This is a genomic window from Nocardia sp. NPDC005998 (assembly GCF_040614395.1).
Lineage (GTDB): Bacteria > Actinomycetota > Actinomycetes > Mycobacteriales > Mycobacteriaceae > Nocardia.
Genome location: NZ_JBEXUI010000001.1, coordinates 174,718 through 190,309 on the forward strand (window position 1 = coordinate 174,718; position 15,592 = coordinate 190,309).

The 15,592-nt window shown below is 67.1% G+C and carries 15 protein-coding genes; 7 read left to right on the forward strand and 8 right to left on the reverse strand.

Features of this window, described 5'->3' with window-relative positions; genetic code table 11:
* Positions 1 to 3 precede the first annotated feature (3 nt).
* The gene (locus ABZ293_RS00840; RefSeq protein WP_355176646.1) at positions 4 to 1,647 is read right to left on the reverse strand and encodes a peptide chain release factor 3; all 1,644 of its coding nucleotides are present in this window, start codon (positions 1,645 to 1,647) and stop codon (positions 4 to 6) included.
* A 301-nt stretch (positions 1,648 to 1,948) separates the two neighbouring features.
* On the opposite strand from ABZ293_RS00840, the gene ABZ293_RS00845 reads away from it, so the two are divergent.
* Positions 1,949 to 2,554: a 50S ribosomal protein L25/general stress protein Ctc gene (locus tag ABZ293_RS00845; protein WP_355176647.1), complete on the forward strand. Its 606-nt coding sequence runs from the start codon at positions 1,949 to 1,951 to the stop codon at positions 2,552 to 2,554.
* Positions 2,555 to 2,578: 24 nt separating this feature from the next.
* On the forward strand, positions 2,579 to 3,160 hold the full coding sequence (gene pth, locus ABZ293_RS00850; RefSeq protein WP_355176648.1) for an aminoacyl-tRNA hydrolase: 582 nt from the start codon (positions 2,579 to 2,581) through the stop codon (positions 3,158 to 3,160).
* 236 nt (positions 3,161 to 3,396) lie between these two features.
* On the opposite strand, the gene ABZ293_RS00855 is transcribed toward pth, so the two are convergent.
* On the reverse strand, positions 3,397 to 5,043 hold the full coding sequence (locus ABZ293_RS00855) for a fatty acyl-AMP ligase (protein ID WP_355176649.1): 1,647 nt from the start codon (positions 5,041 to 5,043) through the stop codon (positions 3,397 to 3,399).
* A 148-nt stretch (positions 5,044 to 5,191) separates the two neighbouring features.
* Positions 5,192 to 5,893, reverse strand: coding sequence for a lysophospholipid acyltransferase family protein (locus ABZ293_RS00860; protein ID WP_354951332.1), 702 nt, complete (start codon positions 5,891 to 5,893; stop codon positions 5,192 to 5,194).
* 145 nt (positions 5,894 to 6,038) lie between these two features.
* Between ABZ293_RS00860 and ABZ293_RS00865 the strand changes: the two genes are divergently transcribed.
* On the forward strand, positions 6,039 to 6,626 hold the full coding sequence (locus ABZ293_RS00865; RefSeq protein ID WP_355176650.1) for a TetR/AcrR family transcriptional regulator: 588 nt from the start codon (positions 6,039 to 6,041) through the stop codon (positions 6,624 to 6,626).
* Positions 6,627 to 6,699: 73 nt separating this feature from the next.
* Here the strand turns inward: ABZ293_RS00865 and ABZ293_RS00870 are convergent, their stop codons facing one another.
* Together ABZ293_RS00870 and ABZ293_RS00875 are read right to left on the reverse strand one after the other, a co-directional pair.
* Complete coding sequence (locus ABZ293_RS00870; protein ID WP_355176651.1) at positions 6,700 to 7,617, reverse strand: ribonuclease Z; 918 nt, start codon at positions 7,615 to 7,617, stop codon at positions 6,700 to 6,702.
* On the reverse strand, positions 7,617 to 8,795 hold the full coding sequence (locus ABZ293_RS00875; RefSeq protein ID WP_355176652.1) for an aminotransferase class V-fold PLP-dependent enzyme: 1,179 nt from the start codon (positions 8,793 to 8,795) through the stop codon (positions 7,617 to 7,619). The genes ABZ293_RS00870 and ABZ293_RS00875 overlap by 1 nt, the downstream gene beginning before the upstream one ends.
* 261 nt (positions 8,796 to 9,056) lie before the next feature.
* Here ABZ293_RS00875 and egtA point away from each other — a divergent pair, with 261 nt between their 5' ends.
* The 4 genes from egtA (at position 9,057) to egtD (ending at position 13,653) form a co-directional block, all read left to right on the forward strand.
* Positions 9,057 to 10,385 (forward strand): ergothioneine biosynthesis glutamate--cysteine ligase EgtA, encoded by a 1,329-nt coding sequence (gene egtA, locus ABZ293_RS00880; RefSeq protein ID WP_355176653.1) that lies wholly within the window; start codon positions 9,057 to 9,059, stop codon positions 10,383 to 10,385.
* A 67-nt stretch (positions 10,386 to 10,452) separates the two neighbouring features.
* Positions 10,453 to 11,793: an ergothioneine biosynthesis protein EgtB gene (egtB, locus tag ABZ293_RS00885; protein WP_355176654.1), complete on the forward strand. Its 1,341-nt coding sequence runs from the start codon at positions 10,453 to 10,455 to the stop codon at positions 11,791 to 11,793.
* A gap of 55 nt (positions 11,794 to 11,848) precedes the next feature.
* On the forward strand, positions 11,849 to 12,685 hold the full coding sequence (gene egtC / locus ABZ293_RS00890; protein ID WP_355176655.1) for an ergothioneine biosynthesis protein EgtC: 837 nt from the start codon (positions 11,849 to 11,851) through the stop codon (positions 12,683 to 12,685).
* A complete protein-coding gene (gene egtD, locus ABZ293_RS00895; protein WP_355176656.1) occupies positions 12,682 to 13,653 on the forward strand; it encodes an L-histidine N(alpha)-methyltransferase in 972 nt (323 codons plus the stop codon). Before egtC ends, egtD begins: the two co-directional genes overlap by 4 nt.
* Here egtD and ABZ293_RS00900 read toward each other — a convergent pair.
* The 3 genes from ABZ293_RS00900 to ABZ293_RS00910 all read right to left on the reverse strand — a co-directional run bounded on the left by ABZ293_RS00900 (position 13,650) and on the right by ABZ293_RS00910 (position 15,584).
* Entirely contained in the window at positions 13,650 to 14,300 is a 651-nt protein-coding gene (locus ABZ293_RS00900) for a DUF2461 domain-containing protein (protein ID WP_355176657.1), read from the reverse strand. The two genes, egtD and ABZ293_RS00900, sit on opposite strands and share 4 nt — an antisense overlap.
* Positions 14,301 to 14,457: 157 nt before the next feature.
* Positions 14,458 to 15,273, reverse strand: coding sequence for a hypothetical protein (locus ABZ293_RS00905; RefSeq protein ID WP_355176658.1), 816 nt, complete (start codon positions 15,271 to 15,273; stop codon positions 14,458 to 14,460).
* A 50-nt stretch (positions 15,274 to 15,323) separates the two neighbouring features.
* A complete protein-coding gene (locus ABZ293_RS00910; RefSeq protein ID WP_354951352.1) occupies positions 15,324 to 15,584 on the reverse strand; it encodes a hypothetical protein in 261 nt (86 codons plus the stop codon).
* Positions 15,585 to 15,592: the final 8 nt, after the last annotated feature.

Below are 15,592 nucleotides of genomic sequence, written 5' to 3' on the forward strand. Positions count from 1 at the left end.
CGTTCAGTCCGCGGCCGCGACCAACGGCTCGAGTGTGAGCTTCGGATGCTCCTTCTCGATGTACTGCAGCCGCCACTTGTCGCCGAACAGCGCGAGCAGCACTCCGTCGGAGCGGGTGAACACCTCGACCCCGCGCTGCCGGTCGAGTTCGGCCATCGACTCCGCATCGGTGCGCCGGGCCAGCGTGTACGGCAGGTGCTCCATATGGGTTTCGACGTTGAACTCCGCCAGCATTCGCGCGGTGACCACCTCGAACTGCATCGGGCCGACCGCCGCGAGCACGGGGGAGGCATCGCCGCGCGCGTCATTGCGCAGCACCTGCACCACGCCTTCGGAATCGAGCTGATCGATGGCCTTGCGGAACTGCTTGTACTTGCCCGCACTCTGCGCGCGCAGCACCGCGAAATGCTCCGGTGCGAAGGATGGGATGGGCGGGAACTCCACCTTCTTGTCCACGAACAGCGTGTGCCCCGGCGCCAGCGCGGTCGCGTTGACCAGGCCGACCACATCACCCGGGTAGGCGGTGTCGACGGTCGAGCGCTCCCGGCCGAAGACGGTGAGCGCGTATTTGGTCGCGAACGGCCGACCGGTCTGGGCGTGCGTGACGACCATGCCGCGCTCGAATTCGCCGGAGACGATCCGCATGAACGCGAGCCGATCCCGGTGTGCCGCATCCATTCCCGCCTGCACCTTGAAGACCACCGCGCTGAACGGATCGGTGGTATCGCGCGGTGCGCCGCCGATATCGGCACGCGAACCGGGCGCGGGCGCCAGCGCAACCAAGGTCTCGAGCAACTGCCGCACACCGAAGTTCAGCATCGCCGAGGCATAGATGACGGGGGAGGTCTGCCCGGCCAGGAACATTTCCTGATCGTGGTCCTGTCCGGTGGCCGAGAGCAGTTCGCTCTCCTCGGCGGCGGTCGTCCACGCCTCGCCCTCGCGAGCGTCGGCGGCTTCGGGGTCGATCGATTCCTCCGGCGCGATGGTCGCGCCGCCCGCGGTGCGGGTGAAGTGGATGTACTCGACGGCCTCGCCCTCGGCGCCGCGACGCAGCAGGCCACGGAAGTCACCGGCGATGCCGACCGGCAGGAACAGCGGCGTCGGGGTGAGTCCGATCCGCTCGTTGATCTCGTCGAGCAGTTCCAGCGGCGCGCGGCCGGGGCGGTCCCACTTGTTGATCACCGTAATGACCGGAATGCCGCGGTGGCGGCACACCTGGAACAGCTTCAGTGTCTGCGGCTCGAGACCCTTGGCGGCGTCGATCAGCATGACCGCGGCGTCGACGGCGGTGAGTACGCGGTAGGTGTCCTCGGAGAAATCCGAGTGGCCCGGGGTGTCGACCAGGTTGATGACGTTATCGATATCGGAGCCCGCGGCGCGGTAGTTGAACTGGAGTGCGGTCGAGCTCACGGAGATTCCGCGCGCCTTCTCCATTTCCATCCAGTCCGATACGGTCGAGCGGCGCCCGGCCTTACCGTGGATCGCGCCCGCCTCGGAGATCATTTTGGCGTGCAGCGCGAGCGCCTCGGTCAGCGTCGACTTGCCCGCGTCGGGGTGGGAGATCACCGCGAATGTGCGCCGCCGAGCGACCTCGGCGGGCAACCCACGCGGGGCGGGCGCGACGACACCCTCAGTGGAGGCGGTCAACTTCAACAACCTTTCAGACAGCCGATCGGCAACCGCTCCAGCGTACGCGACCCGGGTGACGACAATTCGGCGAGTACGACGACCCGATTCAGGGAGAGATAGACAGTTGCGCTATGGTGTTCAGGTTGTCTCGGCGAGGGTGACCGCAGACCTGATGCGTTCACCGTGATCGACGCGGCTCGGCTCTCTGCCGTCCTCGTTCGGTCTTCGCCCGACGAATAGACCAACCTTTGCCAGGGCGGATAACAGTTCCTGGCGCACTGTTGACAGCCCGCAAGAGCCGTAGGGAGCAGATCCAGTCATGTCCGACGCCAACCTTCTCGAAGCCGCCGTCCGCACGGAGTTCGGCAAGGGCGCGGCCCGCCGCACCCGCCGCGCGGGCAACGTCCCCGCCGTGCTGTACGGCCACGCCGCGGACCCGCAGCACCTCTCGCTCAACGCCCAGGCCTTCGCCGCCATCCTGCGCGAGCACGGCACCAATGCGGTGCTGAACCTCGTCATCGACGGCAAGAACCAGCTGGCGCTGACCAAATCCGTTGTGGTGCACCCGATTCGCCGTTACATCGAGCACGCCGACCTGCTGATCGTCAAGCGCGGCGAGAAGGTCACCGCCGATGTGAACGTGACGCTGGCCGGTGAGGCCGGTCCGAGCACCCTGATCACCCAGGAATCCACCACCCTGTCCATCGAGGCCGACGCGCTGAACATTCCGGAGGCCATCGAGGTCTCGATCGAGGGCGCCGAGGCCGGCACCCAGATCACCGCGGGCGAGATCCCGCTGCCCAAGGGTGTCACCCTGGCCGGTGACCCGGAGGCCCTGATCGTCAACATCATCGCGGCCCCGGCCTCCGCGCAGGAGACCGAAGAGGCCGCCGCGGCCGCCGCCGAGGCCGAGAGCGCCGAGTAGGAACTCCCCGGGTCGGTTATCCGCATGACCGAATCCTCGACCGGGCCCGCGCTCGTGGTCGGACTTGGCAATCCAGGTCCGGAATACGAGCGCACCCGGCACAATATCGGCTTTCTGGTCGCCGACGTGCTCGCGCAGCGCGTCGGCGGCCGTTTTGCCGTGCACAAGAAGTCCGGCGCCGATCTGCTGCAGGCCCGGCTGGACGGGCGTCAGGTGCTGATCGCCAAGCCGCGTTCGTTCATGAATCTGTCCGGGCGTCCGGTCGCGGCGCTGGCGAAATTCTTCTCGGTACCGCCGACCGAGGTGATCGTCGTGCACGACGAACTGGATCTGCCATTCGGTCAGGTTCGGCTCAAGCGCGGCGGCGGTGAGGGCGGGCACAATGGGTTGCGCTCGGTCTCCAGTGCCTTGACCACCAAGGACTATCTGCGCACCCGCATCGGCATCGGCCGCCCGCCGGGCCGCCAGGATCCGGCAGACTATGTGCTCAAACCGTTTTCGTCGGCGGAGCGCAAGGAAGTTCCGGTGATCGTCGAACAGGCCGCCGACGCAGTCGAATTGCTGCTGCGCGTCGGGCTCGAACCGGCCCAGAACCAGCTGCACTGATCGAGACGGATTGCGCGGAGCGTCGGTCCTGATCGCGGAACATAAAGCTGCCGAGCACAATTGCGATGATCACATGGTGTGCTAGGCCACCGCGGCCGGCGCATCGAGATCCGCGAGCGCGAAAGCCGTTGCCACGAAAAAAAGTTGACGAGACCACCGCCCGACGGCTGCGGATCTCCGCTCGGGCGCGGCGTCGCTGTGTGCAAAGCCCCTGCGCCCGAATGCAATTCACATGTTCAGCGCAGGTGGATGGCGGTGGCGGAGCGGCGGAGTTTGCCGGAGGAGGTCTTCGGGAGGGCGCCGGGGCCCAGCACGGCGACGGTGCGGGGGCGGGCACCGACCTCGGAGAACACCGAGTGCACGATCTCGCGTTCGATGCGTTTGACCTCATCGGCGTTCTGGTGGTCATTGCTTTCCACCACCACGGCGAAGCTTTCGCGCTTTTCCCCCGCGTCCAAACGGACCGCGACGGCATTGCCGGGGCGCACACCTGCCACCCGCATCGCGGCGCGCTCGATATCGGTGGGATAGATATTGCGGCCGCCCATGATGATGACGTCCTTGATCCGGCCGCACACCACGATCAGGCCCTCGTCGGTGAAGTAGCCGATGTCACCGGTGTCGAGCCAGCCGTCCTGGTCCTGCGCGCTACGGAACCCATTGACCGTGACATAGCCCGAAGTCACTGCGGGACCGCGTAATTCGATCACGCCGACGGAACGGGTGGGCAGCGGTTGGCGCTCCGAGTCGACGACCCGGCCCTCCAGATTGTCGACCAGATAGCCGAGTGTGGGCAGGCGGCGCACATTGCTGTGGTGGCCGTGCGGATCGTGGACCGGCACCGCCTTGCCGAGGGCCTCCAGCAGGTCGGCATCGATGACATCGAGTATCTGCCCGAGTCCGGGATCCGGAATCGACACCGCCAGTGTGGTTTCGGCCATGCCGTAGACCGGGGTCAGCGCCATCGGATTGAGCCGGAAGCGTTTTCCGGCGGCGGCGAGTGCCTCCATGGTGTCCGGGTCGACGGGTTCGGCACCGTTCCACATGTACCGGACGCTGCTGAGGTCATAGGCGCCGTCCTCGGCCTGCTTGAGCCTGCGGGCCAGCAGCGAGTACGCGAAATTCGGTGCCGCCGTGACGGTTCCGTGATACTTATCGATCAGCTCGGCCCACAGCAGCGGGCGCGTGAGGAAGTCGATCGGCGTCACGCAGACCACTTCGGCGCCGAATTGCATAGGGACGCTGAGGAAGCCGACCATGCCCATATCGTGGAACAGGGGCAGCCAGCTGATCATCACATCCTCGTCGAGCTGGAACTTCACCCGATCGAACATGGCGTAGGCATTGACGTAGAAGTTGCCGTGTGTGATCCGCACCGCCTTCGGCGATCCGGTCGATCCCGAGGTCAATTGCTGCAATGCGATATCGGTCTCGACGGTCGGCACCGGATCGGCCTCCGGGCCGTCGCGGAGCTGGTCGATCCGCACCACGGTGATGCCGCGTTCGCGCAGCAGCGGTTCGGCGGCCTCGAAGGGCGCGCCGAGCACCACCGCCCGCGCATCGATCATCGACAGGACGGTCTCGGTATCGCGGGCCCAGACCACCAGATCGGTCCGCGGCGTCGGCTGATGCAGCATGGTGATGGATGCGCCGCGCATCCAGATGCCCTGACAGGCCGGTGCGATATCGACCGGCATCCCGGCCAGCACGCCGACCGCGTCGCCGTGTCCGATTCCGGCCGCCGCGAGGCCGCCCGCCATGCTGCGCGCGATGCGGTGGATCTCGCCCCACGTCTGCCGCAGCGGCGCATTCGGCTCCCCGGTCACCAGCCCGCGAACCGAGGTTCGTGCCGTCGCGTACATCTCATCGGTGAACCTGCTCAAGTCCAACTCCCTGATCACCACGGTGCGGTGGCCGGACGTTGTGCACCGGCCTGCTTCCAACTATCCCGCCAATTCTGCGCCGCGTTAACGCTTCGGCCCGGTAGTCCGCGGACTTGTCCGATCTGGGCGGCGAATCGGGGGCGGAAAGCTACGAGCGGTTCGAACCGAAAGTGGCGGCGTAGCGGTCGACGTAATTGCGGCCGGATCGCGCGGCCAACTCCCGCATCAGCTCGTCGGTGGCGGCGCGGACCGGGGAGGTGGCCGCAGTGTCGGTCGCGGTATGGATCGCGCGGCTCGGGGGAACATGCGGGTAGTAGCGCGGCGTGCCGAAGCTGATGCGCACCTTGCCGAAACGCGGCAATTTGGCACCGCGCGGATTCACCTTGTCGGTACCGGAGAGCACCACCGGAATCACCGGCGCGCCGGTCGCCATGGCGACGCGCAGTGCACCGGTGCGGCCGCGGTAGACGCAGCCGTCCGGGGAGCGGGTGCCCTCCGGGTGGATCGCCCAGATATCACCCGATTCCAGGATCTTGGTGGCGGCGTTCAGTGCGTCCGCCGCGGCGGTGCCGCCGGTGCGGTTCACCGGGACCTGACCCAGGACGGTGAAGAACCAGCGCAGGAATCGTCCCTTGAGTCCGGTGCCGGTGAAGTACTCCTGTTTGGCCAGGAAGGTGACGCGGCGAGGCAGGACCAGCGCGAGGTAGAGGGAATCGAGCACTGCGAGGTGGTTGGCGGCGATGATCACCGGTCCGGTGCGTGGCACGTGCCGCCGACCCTCCACTGCGGGCCGACCGAGCAGTCGCAACAGCGGGCCGACCAGCACGTACTTGAAAAACCGGTACCACACATGAGCCTCCGAGAGAGTTGCCGTAGACACTGTCTACCGTTGCTGTAGACACTGTCTACCACGCAAGCGTAGACATTGTCTACTATTGTTGGTAGAGGATTTCTACTTGTGTGACGCAGTCGGGATGCCGGTGAGGAGCGATTCGATGGCTGACGTAGACGATGTCTCCATGGTCGGAAATGAGCCCCTGCGCGAACGGTTGGTCGGCGCCGGGGTCGACATGCTCGAAGAGGTGGGCGTCGGGCAGCTCGGTCTGCGGGCGATCACCCGCGCGGCCGGGGTCTCCCATGGTGCGCCGCGCCGTCACTTTCCCACCCACCGTGCGCTGCTGGCCGCCATCGCCGCCCGGGGTTTCGCCGATCTCATGGATCAGTTTGCGAAGGCACGGGAGGGAGCGACCACGCCGCGCGAGCATATGCAGCGCATGTCGGTGGCGTACGTCGAGTTCGCCGGTGAGCGCCCGGAGATGTTCACCCTGATGTTCCGTCACGACCTGCTCGAGGGTTCCGGCGAGAATCTGCGCTCGATCACCCTGCCGCTGTTCGAACGCTTCGCCGCACTGGTCGCCGAGGCGGCGCCGACCGCCGACGATCCGAGGGCCACCGCGATCGCCCTGTGGACCAATCTGCACGGCATCGCCACCCTCCAGGCCAACCGCAGTCTGCGCCTCGTCATCCCGGGAGCCAGCGCCCCCGCCCTCGTCGCCCAGGTCCTCGCGTTGCATCTGACCTGACGGTGCACCCCCCGCTTGCGATCCGAGCCTGCGCACAGCCGGGTGTGAGCTGGCTCGGACCGCCGTCGTGGAGCTAACGGCGTTGGGGGAGTGGGATTCTCGCGAGATCGGTGGCGATGACGATCTCACCGGTGAAGTACTCGGACGCCTCGTCGAGATGGCCGTCGAGGTCGCGGTAGCGCTGGGAGAAATGGGTCAGCACCAGGGTGCGCACACCCGCCTCGGCGGCGACCCGGGCCGCCTGCCCGGCCGTGAGATGGCCATATTCTTCGGCGAGGTGGGCGTCGGCGTCCAGGAATGTCGCCTCGATTACCAGCATGTCCACGCCAGAGGCGAGTATCTCGACACCGGGGCACATCCTGGTGTCCATCACGAAAGCCACACTCTGTCCAGGTCGCGGCTCGCTGATATCCGCCAGAGTGATCGTGCGCCCGTCGTATTCGATGCTGCCCGCGCGTTGCAACTGCCCGATCGCCGGGCCGTGCAGGCCGTGCTCGGCGAGTTGTTCGGGCAGGATGCGCACACCGCTCGGCTCGGTGAGCCGGTACCCGAAGGCCTCGACCGGATGCGACAGCGCGACCGCTTCGAGGACGAACGGTGCGCCGGGCGCGTCCAGCGCACCGGGATCGGCGATCGGATGCGCCCGCAGGTCGATGGTGCGGTAGAACGCGCTGGCATTGCTCAGTCGTTCGAAGAACTGTTCGCCCGAGGCGGGGTAGTACACGTCCACCGGATGGGCGACCTTGTCCAGATTGATCCGCTGGATGATGCCGGGCAGTCCGAGGCAGTGGTCGCCGTGGAAATGCGTCACCGCGATCCGGGTGATGTCGGTGACCGAGACGCCCGCATGGGTCATCTGGCGCTGGGTGCCCTCGCCCGGATCGAAGAGGATGCCCTCATCGCCCCAGCGCAGCAGATAGCCATTGTGGTTGCGCTGCTTGGTCGGAACCTGACTCGCGGTGCCGAGGACGACCAGTTCCCTGGGGGACATCAGAGCGCCGCGACCGCGGTCACGAACCGGTCCAGTTCCTCGAAGCCGACGAAGCAGTGCGGTGAGGCGCGCACCACCGAATCGAGTCCGCGCGCGGTCATATCGAGCAGGGTGGAGCTGGCATGGCTGGCTGTCACCGTAATGTTCTGTGCCGCAAGGCGATCACGCACTTCGACGGCGGGAATTCCATCGACGGTGAAGGATACGATGCCGCTGTGCCGAATGCCAATATCGCGCACCGTGACTCCGGATATTTCCGGCAGCGCTTTGCGCAGATGTTCGGCACGGGCCGCGATCGCGGTATAGACGTCCTCGGGTCCGAGGTCGAGCAGGTACCGCACGGCCGCGCCGAGGCCGAGACGGGCGGCGACATCGCATTCCCAGAATTCGAACCGGCTCGCGTCGGGCAGCATGGTGTACGCGTCGGGGCCGGTCCACTGAGCACTGTGCAGATCCAGCCGCTGCGGTTCCATCGACGCGGCCAATTCCGGTCGCACATAAAGGAATCCGGTGCCGCGCGGCCCGCGCAGCCATTTGCGGCCGGTGACCGAGAGCGCGTCGACGCCCAATTCGGCCACATCGATCGGCAGCTGTCCGGCCGACTGGCAGGCATCGAGTAGTACGAGCGCACCGACCGAATGCGCGATCCTGGTGGCCTCGGCGGCCGGGTTGACCAGGCCGCCATTGGTCGGGGCGTGCAGCACCGATACCAGCTTGACGCGCTCGTCGACCAGCTCCGCGAGTGCGTCGAGATCGATTTGACCGCTGCCGTCGCTGGGAATCGGCTCGACCACCGCACCGGTGGCCTTGGCGCGCTGCAGGGCGGCGATCGCATTGCTGGCGTAGTCGGCGCCCGAGATGAGAATGCGGTCGCCGGGTGCGAGCGGGACGGAGTAGAAGAAGTCGGCCCACGCACGGGTGGCACTGTCGCTGAGCGCGATGCTGGTCGGAGCGGCATTGATGAGCGCGCCGATATCGGACTTCACGGCGGCGAGGTCGTCGAGTCGCTCATTCGCCGCGCGGTAGCCGCCGATTTCGGCCTCGCGCCGCAGATGGCCGATGACGGTGTCGAGCACGATCCGTGGCGGCAGCGACGAACCCGCGCTATCGAGGAAGACCAGGTCGGATCCGGACTCGTAGCCCGGGGTATCGGCACGTACGCGATTCTCGTCCAGCATGTCGACGACAGTATCGCCGAAACGGGCCAAGCGCGCCGTCGCGCGGGGGCGGTGCAGCTCGGCGGCCGGGCCACGGGTGCTGGCCGGGCGTGACCATGAATTCAGATTCTTGTCACATCTTTTGTCGGTGCCCCTCGTTACCCTGGGTTGGGTCGGCGCACTGGAATACGACGAGCAATCGCGGCGATACAGAACTACCGAGACAACTACCGGCAGACGAACCCCGACTACGGGTATCCGGTTCACATGGTGGAGGTTGGTATGGCGGTTACGCTCGAGCACCCGGAGCGGGTCATCGCGCTGGAGCACGGTGAACTGTCCTCACGTGCTGCGGCCGAGGCCTACATCGAAAAGATCTGCTTCAAGTTGGGCCCACCGACGCTCATCGGCGCCGAACTCGAGTGGCTCACCGTGCAGGGTGAGTGTTCGCCGTCCGGTCCACTGGCCGCCCCCCGCCCGCAGCTGACTGCACTCGCAGATGCACTCGGACCCTATGCACCGCGGTCCATCGCCCCCGATTCGCCGGCACTCTCGCTGCCAGGGGGCAGCCGGGTCACCATCGAACCCGGCGGTCAGATCGAACTTTCCAGCGCCCCGTTCGCCGCTGCCGCGCAGCTGTGCGAGGGTTTGTCCGCTGATGCCAGGATGCTGCGGGATCTGCTCGAATCCCGATCCATCCGCACCGTCTCCGCCGCCGCCGATGCGGACCGCCGCCCCAAGCGGGTATTGCGGTTACCGCGCTATCGCGCCATGGAAGAGTCCTTCGGCGGTATCGGCCCCTTCGGCAAATTGATGATGTGCAATACGGCCGCGACCCAGGTCAGCGTCGATGCCGGTGCCGACCGCGCCGAGGTCACCGCCCGATGGAATGCGCTCTACACCATCGGTCCCACGCTGGTCGCCGCCTTCGCCTGCTCGCCGGAATTGCGCGGTGCGCCCGTTGGCGCGTGGGCATCCCAGCGCATGCGGAGCTGGTTGCGCCTCGACTATGCCCGCACCCGTCCAGCGGCGGAGTCCTGGCCCGATCCGGTCCAGGGCTATGCACGCTGGGCCCTGGATGTCCCGCTGCTGTGCGTTCGTGGCCCCGATGGCGTAGACGGCGATGGCGAGATCGGCTGGGCCGCGCCGCCGGGCGCGACCTTCGCGGACTGGCTGTCCGGTGCGCTGGACGACGAGATCGGACGTCGCCCTGAGCTCGGCGATCTCGACTACCACCTGACCACCCTGTTCCCGCCGGTGCGGGCCTCGGGGCATCTGGAGATCCGCTATCTGGACGCCCAGCCGGAGAACGACTGGACCGTTCCGATCCACGTATTCGACGCCCTGCTGTCGTCCCCGGATGTCGTCGCCCAGGCGAGCGCGGTCGCCGCGCCGATCGCGGGCCGTTGGCTCGACGCGGCCCGCTGCGGGCTGGCCGATCCGGAGATCCGGGCCGTCGCGGTGGAGCTGTTGACCCTGGCCACGGCCCATGCGGCGAGTCCGTCGGCCGCCCGGGAGATCGAGTCCGCGGCCGAGCGATGTCGCAGCGGTCGCACCCCGACCGGCGAACTCGCTTCGCAGCCCGCGGATCAGCACGAGGACCGCCCATGACCGAGGCATCGCGGCGCAGACCGCCGCTTCGAGTCGCTGGCCAGAACGAGTTCCGGAGATGTTCATCGTGACCATTCAGTACCCCGCAACAGATAATTCCGGCACCGAGCGATTGCGTGACCGGATCGCCGAAGTGCTCACCCGCGCACGGGAGCGCACCGTCGGACTTACGAACCTCGACGAGGCGGAACTGGTCGCACAGCATTCGCGACTCATGAGCCCGCTCGTCTGGGATCTCGCCCATATCGGCAACCAGGAAGAGCTGTGGTTGGTACGCGATGTCGGCGGGCGCGAAGCGGTGCGCGCCGATATCGATGAGCTCTACGACGCGTTCAAACACGCCCGCGCCAATCGTCCAGAGCTGCCGCTGCTCGACCCGACCCAGGCCCGTGGCTATGTCGGTACCGTGCGCGACAAGGTCTGGGATGTGCTGGACACCAGCGCTTTACACGGTGATCCACTGGTCGACGGCGGATTCGCCTTCGGCATGATCGCCCAGCACGAGCAGCAGCACGACGAAACCATGCTCGCCACCCACCAGTTGCGCACCGGCCCCGCCGTACTGTCGGCACCGGCATCGCCCACGGCGCCGAATCCGGTCGGTGGCGAAGTCATCATTCCCGCAGGCGAATTCACCATGGGCACCTCGACCGACCCGTGGGCACTGGACAATGAGCGCCCGGCGCATCCGGTGCACGTGCCCGCCTTCGCCATCGACACCGCACCCATCACCAATGCGCAGTACCTGGCCTTCATCGCCGACGGCGGCTATGACCGGCCGGAACTGTGGTCCGAAGGTGGTTGGGCGCACCGGCAGCAGGCGGACCTGGTCGCGCCGCAGTTCTGGGAGCGCGATCCGGCCGGGCACTGGTGGCGTCGGGTTTTCGGCGTGATGACCCCGGTGCGTCCGCACCAGCCGGTGCTGCACGTCTGCTGGTTCGAAGCCGAGGCCTACGCCACCTGGGCCGGTAAGCGCCTGCCCACCGAGGCGGAATGGGAGAAGGCGGCCCGCTTCGATCCGGAGACCGGAACGTCGCGCCGCTACCCATGGGGTGACGCCGAACCGGGCGAGGCCACCGCGAATCTCGGTCAGCGCCATCTGGAACCGGCCGATGTCGGTGCGTACCCGGCGGGTGCCTCCCCGGCCGGAGTGCATCAACTCATCGGTGACGTATGGGAATGGACCGCATCGGGTTTCGAGGCCTATCCGGGCTTCCGTGCGTTCCCCTACGCCGAATATTCCGATGTCTTCTTCGGCGGTGACTACCGGGTCCTGCGCGGCGGCTCCTTCGGCACCGATCCGGTCGCCTGCCGCGGCACCTTCCGCAATTGGGACCATCCCATCCGCCGCCAGATCTTCTCCGGTTTCCGCCTGGCCCGCGATCTGCGAAAAGGCGAGGGCGAGTGAGGATATCGGCAGTCGAGTTCCGCGGCCGACCGGTGACCACGGGAGGTGGGTGCTGATGTGTCGACAGCTCGGCTACGTCGGTCCCACGGTGCGCGTCGGCGACATGCTGACGCTCGGCTCGCATTCCCTGCGGACTCAGGCGTGGGCACCGAAGGATATGCGCGGCGGCGGCACGATCAATGCCGACGGGTTCGGTGTGGCCTGGTGGCGGGAAGTCGATGACGCGGTGACCGTCAGCCGGTATCGCAATCCGGCGCCCATCTGGACCGATCCGGCGGTGGAAGAGGTACTGCCGCAATTGGAATCGTGGGCGGTGCTGGCCGCGGTGCGTTCGGCCAGCGTGGGTATGCCGGTCGAGCGGAGCGCCTGTGCGCCGTTCACGCACGGCCGCTGGGCGTTCGGCCTCAACGGCCTGATACCGGACTGGCGCCGGGCGCTCAGCGCGGTTGCCGAGGAATTCGGCTCCACCGCATCCGAACTCGGCGCGGGGCAGCTCTTCGAGCCGGTGCAGTTGCTGGAGGCCGAATCCGCGACCGATTCGGCGACACTCTGGATGATTCTGCGCGGCCTGCTGTCCACCGACTCGCCCGATGGTTCATGGGCGGCGGCACCGGCGGCATTGAGTCTGCTCGTGGCCGCGGTACTGGACCGATCGCCGAACGCCAGACTGAATTTGCTGCTCGGTGATGGTCAGCAGCTGTGGGCGACCACCGTGTCCCACTCACTGTCGGCCCTGGTCACCGACGATTTCGCCATTCTATGCTCCGAACCCTTCGACGACGATCCACGCTGGCAGCCGATTCCGGATCGGCAGCTGGTCAGCGCCAGCCCCGGCGCGCTGACGGTGGCACCCCTGCTCACTGTCCCAAGCACGAAAGGCTCACTCCGATGACCGCACCGACGCTGGAGATCCACCTATCCGATGACGACCTCACCTCGGCGTTGCGCGCGGATGCCAGGCTCGGCCTGACCGCGGACCCGAAGTGGCTGCCGCCCAAGTGGTTCTACGACGCCCGCGGCAGTGAACTGTTCGAGCAGATCACCGAACTCCCCGAGTACTACCCGACCCGCACCGAACGCGCGCTGCTGGAACGGGTGGTCGGCGAGATCGCCCGCACCGCGCAGGCCGAGGTCCTGGTCGAACTCGGCTCGGGTTCGGCGGCCAAGACCAGGCTGTTGCTTTCCGCGCTGACTACCGAGGGTCCGCTGAAAACCTATGTTCCCCAGGATGTCTCGTCCTCGGCGCTGCGGGCCGCCGCGGCCGAGATCGCGGCCGAGTTTCCCGGTCTCGCGGTGCACGGCGTGGTCAGCGATTTCACCGACACCCTGCACAATCTGCCGGGCGGTGGCCGCCGCATGATCGCCTTTCTCGGCGGCACCATCGGCAATCTGGTGCCCGCCGAACGCGCCGAATTCCTGTCCAGCATCTGCGACGTGCTGGAGCCGGGCGAGCGATTGCTGCTCGGCGGTGGTCTGGTCATCGATCCCGCGGTACTGGTACCGGCCTATGACGATGCGGCCGGTGTCACCGCCGAGTTCAACCGAAATGTGCTGCACGTCTTGAACAATCGGCTCGACGCCGATTTCGAGCCCGATAAGTTCGCCCACGTCGCCATCTGGGATGCCGAGCACGAGTGGATCGAAATGCGCCTGGAGGCAACCGAAGATATGACCGTGACCGTCCGGGAGCTGGATCTCACCGTCCAGTTCGCCCGCGGCGAGCAGATGCGCACCGAGATCTCGGCCAAGTTCCGCATCGACGGACTCGACGCCGAACTGGCCGCCGCCGGTTTCAAGACCGAACAGGTCTGGACCGACCCGGATGACCGATTCGCCCTCGTGCTCGCGGCGCGCAGCTAGAACCGGTCGGGCGCGGCGCCGACCACCGCGCCGAGCCATTCGATGAAGGGCCGCATCGTCTCCCAGGCGGTGCGGACCTCCTTGGCGGCCCGGGGCTTGTCCAGCCAGGCCGGTGCGCCGAATTCCTTACTGCAGGTGAGTGATTTGTGCCGCAGCAGATCGATGCGCGGATGGTCGGCGTCGTAGCCCTTCGGCTTGGTCTTCAGCTGCTCGCCGCCGATGGTGAACTTGGCCTTGGTGAGCTTCGCCAGGATCGCCGCCAGCTCCGCGCCGCGCACCTCGTCATCGATGGTGGCGCGCAACTGGGCGATCTGGGCGGGCGAACCCGCATAGAATCCGCCGCCGACGAACAATCCGGCCGCGCTGATCTGCACATACCAGCCGGTACCCGGTGCGACGCCGACCACCGCGCCCTGGGCCGTCTTGTAGGGCACCTTGTCCTTGGCGAAGCGCACGTCCCGGTACGGCCGAAAGATCTTGGCGGTGCCGAAGTCCGCCTCCAACTCCGCGGTCAGCGCGACCATCGGCGCCTTGACCGCCTCCTCGTACACATCCTTGTGCGCGGTCCAGAAGGCCTTCGAGTTATCGGCCTCCAGATCCTCGTAGAAGTCGAGTCCCGCCAGCGGGAAACCAGTGAATCCGCTCATGCGCACAACCTAGCGCCAGCGCACAGTCCAGAGCTCGGACGGCGCCCATCCGATGCGAGATCCGCGTAGCAGTCCAGGCCAGCGAGCGGGAATCCGCCGAATCGACTCATGGGTACAACGCTACGACGCGTGTCCGATGCATCGAGACGGTGGTCGGTCAGTCGGAGTCCGGGACCATGCTGCCGCTGAAGACGGTGAAGACCATGATCAGTCCGACAATCAGGGAGATCGCCGATGCGATGGCGGCCCACTTGCCGAGGGATTCGCCCTTTCGGTGGCCGATGATGCCGAGAACGATGCCCATCGGACCGAACAGGTACGGGCAGAACAGCAACGAGATGCCCGCGCAGACGAAGCCGATGATCGATAGGATCTGACTGTCGGACCGTGCGCCCGTCTTGCGGTACGGCTCATAGGGCTGCTGGGTGTAGGCACCGGGATAGCGGCTGTACGGTAATTCGGGCGCGGTGTCCCCGATCGGCGGATAGACGGTGCCCGGCGGATAGGGCTGCTGGTCGTATGGTGTTTCGGCCGCGGGGCCCCACGGTTGCGGCGGTGTCGGCGATTGGTTCGGTGCGCCCGTGCTGTCCGAGGGTTGGCCCTGCTGAGCACTCTGTCCCAACTCTTGTCGGGCGGGACCCGCGGGGCCCGATGGCTGAGGCTGCGAGAGATCATCGGCCGCCGCGCTCGACGGCTGCGGTGGCATCGCCAGATCGGGTGCGGTTTCGGCGGCCGCGCGCTGAGCCGGTGTCTGCGCGTTCCCCGGCTGCGCCGCGGAATCCGGCGCGGCGGATGGGGGCGGAACCGCTCCGGCAGGCTCGGCCTGCGTTGACTCCCACGGCCCGGTTGCCGCCGGTGTCGCCCGGTCCGTATCCGTGGACTCGACCGGCTCGGGCTCGCTGGCCGCGGGTTTATCGGCCGCCGGCTGCTCGGGCGGCTCGGCATCGCGCTCGGGATCCTGCGGAGTGGTCATCGAACTCTCCTCGTGTCGGCGGCTGCGGGATGCCACGCCGGGGCGGTGCGCTACAGGTCGATGTCGCGGACGATCTCCATCGCTGCCGCCTCGGCAGGCCGTTCGTCCTCCTCGGCGAGTTCGGCGGCCTGCTGCTGCGCGGTCCACTCCTGTTCGAGTTCGTCGCCGATGCCGAGCCAGCCGTCATCGTCGTTTTCGCGATAGCGAATGTGCAGGTCATCGGGCGGATCCTCGATATTGCGCCGATACGCGCGGATATCGTCTTCCTGCCTGTCGTCCCCCATATCCAAGTCGAGTGGGTCGCGGTCCATACCCCCAG

Bases quoted from the DNA above. Each gene is read 5' to 3' on its own strand.
- ABZ293_RS00845 (WP_355176647.1), top strand. From the start codon at position 1,949: ATGTCCGACGCCAACCTTCTCGAAGCCGCCGTCCGCACGGAGTTCGGC.
- pth (WP_355176648.1), top strand. From the start codon at position 2,579: ATGACCGAATCCTCGACCGGGCCCGCGCTCGTGGTCGGACTTGGCAAT.
- ABZ293_RS00865 (WP_355176650.1), top strand. From the start codon at position 6,039: ATGGCTGACGTAGACGATGTCTCCATGGTCGGAAATGAGCCCCTGCGC.
- ABZ293_RS00870 (WP_355176651.1), bottom strand. From the start codon at position 7,617: ATGTCCCCCAGGGAACTGGTCGTCCTCGGCACCGCGAGTCAGGTTCCG.
- ABZ293_RS00875 (WP_355176652.1), bottom strand. From the start codon at position 8,795: ATGCTGGACGAGAATCGCGTACGTGCCGATACCCCGGGCTACGAGTCC.
- egtA (WP_355176653.1), top strand. From the start codon at position 9,057: ATGGCGGTTACGCTCGAGCACCCGGAGCGGGTCATCGCGCTGGAGCAC.
- egtC (WP_355176655.1), top strand. From the start codon at position 11,849: ATGTGTCGACAGCTCGGCTACGTCGGTCCCACGGTGCGCGTCGGCGAC.
- egtD (WP_355176656.1), top strand. From the start codon at position 12,682: ATGACCGCACCGACGCTGGAGATCCACCTATCCGATGACGACCTCACC.
- ABZ293_RS00900 (WP_355176657.1), bottom strand. From the start codon at position 14,300: ATGAGCGGATTCACTGGTTTCCCGCTGGCGGGACTCGACTTCTACGAG.
- ABZ293_RS00905 (WP_355176658.1), bottom strand. From the start codon at position 15,273: ATGACCACTCCGCAGGATCCCGAGCGCGATGCCGAGCCGCCCGAGCAG.
- ABZ293_RS00910 (WP_354951352.1), bottom strand. From the start codon at position 15,584: ATGGACCGCGACCCACTCGACTTGGATATGGGGGACGACAGGCAGGAA.